This window comes from Aestuariivirga sp. (genome assembly GCF_044239095.1).
In the GTDB taxonomy this organism is placed as follows: Bacteria; Pseudomonadota; Alphaproteobacteria; order Rhizobiales; family Aestuariivirgaceae; genus Aestuariivirga.
Genome location: NZ_JBIICB010000334.1, coordinates 1 through 4152, shown reverse-complemented (window position 1 = coordinate 4152; position 4152 = coordinate 1). Strand labels below are relative to the sequence as shown.

Genomic DNA, 4152 nt, shown 5'->3' with positions numbered 1-4152 from the left:
GTCACCGGCGTGCCATCGGCGAATCTCGCTTCCTCGCGAAGCGTGAAGCTGACGCTCATGCGGTCGTCCGCGATGTCCGCGGTCCTCGCCACCAGGCCATACATGGCGTCGGGCTCATCCGCCGCGCGCGCCATCAGGCTGTCGAACATAAGCTCGAAGCCCTGCGCCGGGTCCCCCCGCAGGATGTAGCCGTTGAAGCTGTCGAAGGTCTCGATGGCGCTGGGCCCGATCAGCGAGATCTTGCCGCCCTTCGGCGCATCCGGGTTCACATAGTCGAACTGCGTGAAGCCCTCTGGATATTTGAGCTCGCCGAACACCGACAGCCCGTGGCGCGGTTCAGCGCTGGCCGCCGCCGCCATGAACCCAAGGAGCAGCGCCGCCGCCGCGAACCGCCTCATGGAGAGGCCACCTTCTTGGCCTTCTCAGCGTCCCACCACCAGACGGAGGGGAAGCCGGGCGAAAGCTCCGGCAGCTTTTCGGGCCGGCCGAAGCGGTCCCACCTGGCGGTGCGCTGGTAGTTCACGAACCACATGGGCACCACATAGTGGTTCCAGATCAGCGCCCGGTCCAGCGCCTTGCAGGCGGTAACGAGGCTGCCGCGGTCAGGCGCGAAGATCAGCGTCTCGATCAGCTTGTCGATTGCCGGGTCGGCAATGCCGATGATGTTGCGGCTGCCATCCCGCTTCGCCGCCTCGCTGCCCCAGAAATCGCGCTGCTCGTTGCCGGGCGAAAGCGATTGGCCGAAGTTGCCCACCGCAACGTCGAAGTCGAAGGTCTGGGTGCGGCGCTCATACTGCGCGCTGTCCACCGTCTTCACGCTGACACTGATGCCCAGCAACTCAAGCTGCTGCTTGTAGGGAAGCGCGATCCGCTCGAACAGCGGGGAATCGAGAAGGATCTCGATGGTCAGCGCCTCGCCCTTGGCGTTCTTCAGCAGGGATTGCCCGCCATCCTGCGTCACCTGCCAGCCCGCATCGTTCAAAAGCTTTGCGGCCTGCCGCATGTTCTTGCGCCGGTTCTGCGGCGTGTCGTTCAACGGGTTTGCATATTCCGCGGTGAACACCTCCGGCGGAAGCTGGTCCTTCAGCGGCTCGAGAATGGCGAGCTCGGCGGGGGAGGGAAGCCCCTTCGCCTCCATCTCCGAATTGTTGAAATAGCTCCGTGAACGGACATATTGGCCATAGAACAGGTTCTGGTTCGCCCATTCGAAGTCGAAGGCATAGTTCAGCGCCTGGCGCACCCGCACGTCCTCGAATTTCGGGCGGCGCAGGTTGAGCGCCCAGCATTGCATGCCCTGCACCTGGCGCAGCGTGATCTCTTCCTTCACCACGCGGCCAGCGGTGAGTGCGGGGAAGTCATAGCCCGTCGCCCACAGCTTGGAGGAGGTTTCTGTGCGCCAGTCATACTGGTCGCCCTTGAAGGCCTCGAAGGCCACATTGGCGTCGCGGAAATAGATGTATTCGATCTCGTCGAAATTATCCTGGCCGATGCTGACGGCCAGGTCCTTGGCCCAGTAATCCGCCACGCGCTTCATCAGGATCGCCGTGCCGGGCTTCACGTCCGCTGCCACATAGGCGCCGGAGCCCAGCGGAACTTCAAGCGTCGTTTCCTTGATATCGCGCTGGCGGCCCTTCTCGTCCTTGGCAGTCCACCAGTGCTTCGGCAGTACCGGCATCTGCCCGGTGATCAGCGGCAGTTCGCGGTTGCCCTTTTCGGAGAAGGTGAAGGTCACCTCGCGCTCGCCCGTCTGCTCGGCCTTCGCGATGTTCTTGTAGTAGAAGTTATAGAAGGGGTTGGCATCGCGCAGCGACTGCATGGACCAGATCACGTCGTCCGGCGTCATCGCCTTGCCATCATGGAAGCGCGCTTCCGGCCGCAGCCGGTAGACCACCATGGAACGGTCCTCGGGGTGCCATATGGCGCTTGCCACCAGCCCATATTCGGTCGACGGCTCGTCGAGCGAGGAGACGAGCAGCGCATCGTTGAGCACCGCAGCCGCACGTTCACCCTTGAAGGTATAGGGGTTGAGATTGTCGAAGGAGCCGACCAGGCCGAAGCGCACCCGGCCGCCCTTGGGGGCCTTCGGGTTCACATAGCCGAAGTGGGTGAAGTCCGGCGGATACTTCACGTCCTCGAACAGCGTCAGCGCGTGCCGGAACTGGCGGTCCTCGGCATGGGCGATCTGGATGCCGAAGAGTTTGGCAGCCGGGGCAAGGCCCGCGAGTTTCAGCAGGGTGCGGCGTGTGATGGACATGGGGCGGGAAATCTCCAGGCGACGGCGAATGCCTCTAGTTAAGCAACCCCGCACCAAAATGAAAACACCGGCAAGCGGCTTGCCGGTGTTAAATCTTCGTGATCTTTGCGGCCTTTACGGGGCAGGGAAGGGCACTGGCGCGTCAGACAGTGTCGCCAGATAGGCCAGCAAGTCGGCGCGGTCCGTTTCCTTCTTGAGGCCGCCATAGGCCATCTTGGTGCCCGGAACGGCCTTCTTCGGCGCGAGCAGGAACTCGTTCAGCGCCGCATAATCCCAGGGCTTGTCCTTTAGCGCTGCCATGGCTTCCGAATAGGCGAAGCCTTCATGCACGCCGTGCGGGCGTCCCACGATGCCCCACAGATTCGGGCCTACCTTGTTCGGGCCGCCATTTGCCACGTCATGGCAGGCTGCGCAGGCCTTGAACACCGTCTGGCCCTTGGCCGCATCGGCGGAGGCGAGCAGCGTTCCCAGCGAAACGGCAGGCGCTTCCTCCGCGGCGGCTTCACCACCGGCGCCCTCGGCCTCGGCCACCTCGATGGCGAAGCCCGGCTTTTCGGGCGCATGCGGGTGGTAGATGATGCCGGCCAACTCAGAGAGGCCGAAAACCAGCAGGGCTGTTGCCAGCACCGCACCCGCAATCTTGTTGAATTCGAAGCTGTCCATGAAGCTTGAGACCCCTTGAGCCGTCAGTCGGGCGCGGAAACTAGTGCTTTCTCGAGGCCGCCGCAATAGTATAAGGGTGATTGTATCATTTTGCCGCGCCTCCTCATAAACCCATGATAGATAAACAGAATACCATCGTCGTGATACCTGCCCGCATGGCCTCGACCAGGCTTCCGGGCAAGCCCTTGGCCGACATCAACGGCCTGCCCATGATCGTGCATTGCTGGAAGCGGGCGATGGAGGCCGATATCGGGCAGGTGCTGGTGGCCGCCGCCGAGGTCGAAATCGCCGACGTCGTGCGCGCCCATGGCGGGGACGCGATCGTCACCAACCCCGCGCTGCCCTCAGGTTCGGACCGGATCGCCGAGGCCCTGTCCCTGCGCGATCCGCAGCGCCGCTTCGACTGCGTGGTCAATCTCCAGGGCGACCTCCCGACCATCGACGCACTGTCGATCCGGCGCTGCCTTGCCGGTCTCGTCAACGAGGCCGCCGATCTCTCCACCATCGCCGCGCTGATCGATCGCGCGGAGGATGTAGCCAACCCCAATATCGTCAAGGCCATCGCGCCTTTGAGCGAAGAGCGCGAGCTGGCCTTCGCGCGGGACTTCGTCCGCAACACCGGGCCGGAGCACCAGCCGCCCTTCTGGCACCACATCGGCGTCTATGCCTACCGCCGCCCGGTGCTGGAGCGTTTCGTCTCGCTCCCCGTCAGCGCGCGTGAGGCAGAGCGCAAGCTTGAGCAGATGCGCGCCCTCGATAACGGCATGCGCATCGTCGTGGTGCGGGTTGACACTGTGCCGCTCGGCGTCGATACGCCTGAGGATCTCGAAACCGCCCGCCGCATGCTGAGGAAATCCTGATGCCCCTGAAGATCGCCTACCAGGGCGAACCCGGTGCGAATTCGCATATCGCCTGCATCGAGGCCTATCCCACCTCTGAGCCCATGCCCTGCGGCACCTTCGAAGACGCCTTCCAGGCGGTGGCCGACGGGGAAGCCCAGCTTGCAATGATCCCCATCGACAATTCTGTGGCAGGCCGGGTGGCCGATATCCACCACCTGTTGCCGCGCTCCAATCTTTACATCATCGGTGAGCATTTCCTCCCCGTTCACCACCAGCTGATGATCGTGCCGGGAACCGATGCGTCATCCGTCAGGACGGTGCACAGCCACGTTCATGCGCTGGGCCAGTGCCGCAAGGTTATGCGTGAGCTTGGTCTCAAGCCCGTGGTGGCAG

At 63.6% G+C, this 4152-nt stretch carries 4 protein-coding genes and 1 pseudogene; 2 read left to right on the top strand and 3 right to left on the bottom strand.

Going from position 1 to position 4152, the window contains the following annotated elements:
- The 3 genes and pseudogenes from ACILRA_RS20540 to ACILRA_RS20530 form a co-directional block, all read right to left on the bottom strand.
- Positions 1-398 (bottom strand): annotated as a pseudogene (locus ACILRA_RS20540) (ABC transporter substrate-binding protein); the annotation flags it as partial.
- Positions 395-2254, bottom strand: a complete 1860-nt coding sequence (locus ACILRA_RS20535) for an extracellular solute-binding protein (protein ID WP_395663912.1) — start codon at positions 2252-2254, stop codon at positions 395-397. The gene ACILRA_RS20535 and the pseudogene ACILRA_RS20540, both read right to left, overlap by 4 nt.
- Before the next feature lie 114 nt (positions 2255-2368).
- On the bottom strand, positions 2369-2917 hold the full coding sequence (locus tag ACILRA_RS20530; RefSeq protein WP_395663911.1) for a c-type cytochrome: 549 nt from the start codon (positions 2915-2917) through the stop codon (positions 2369-2371).
- Between the two features lie 113 nt (positions 2918-3030).
- On the opposite strand from ACILRA_RS20530, the gene ACILRA_RS20525 reads away from it, so the two are divergent.
- Together ACILRA_RS20525 and ACILRA_RS20520 are read left to right on the top strand one after the other, a co-directional pair.
- Positions 3031-3777, top strand: a complete 747-nt coding sequence (locus ACILRA_RS20525) for a 3-deoxy-manno-octulosonate cytidylyltransferase (RefSeq protein WP_395663910.1) — start codon at positions 3031-3033, stop codon at positions 3775-3777.
- On the top strand, positions 3774-4152 hold a 379-nt coding region (locus ACILRA_RS20520), incomplete at its 3' end, for a prephenate dehydratase domain-containing protein (RefSeq protein ID WP_395663913.1). The genes ACILRA_RS20525 and ACILRA_RS20520, both read left to right, overlap by 4 nt.

What these genes read in the sequence shown, in the direction of transcription:
- ACILRA_RS20535 (WP_395663912.1), bottom strand. Translation starts at nt 2,254, where the DNA reads ATGTCCATCACACGCCGCACCCTGCTGAAACTCGCGGGCCTTGCCCCG.
- ACILRA_RS20530 (WP_395663911.1), bottom strand. Translation starts at nt 2,917, where the DNA reads ATGGACAGCTTCGAATTCAACAAGATTGCGGGTGCGGTGCTGGCAACA.
- ACILRA_RS20525 (WP_395663910.1), top strand. Translation starts at nt 3,031, where the DNA reads ATGATAGATAAACAGAATACCATCGTCGTGATACCTGCCCGCATGGCC.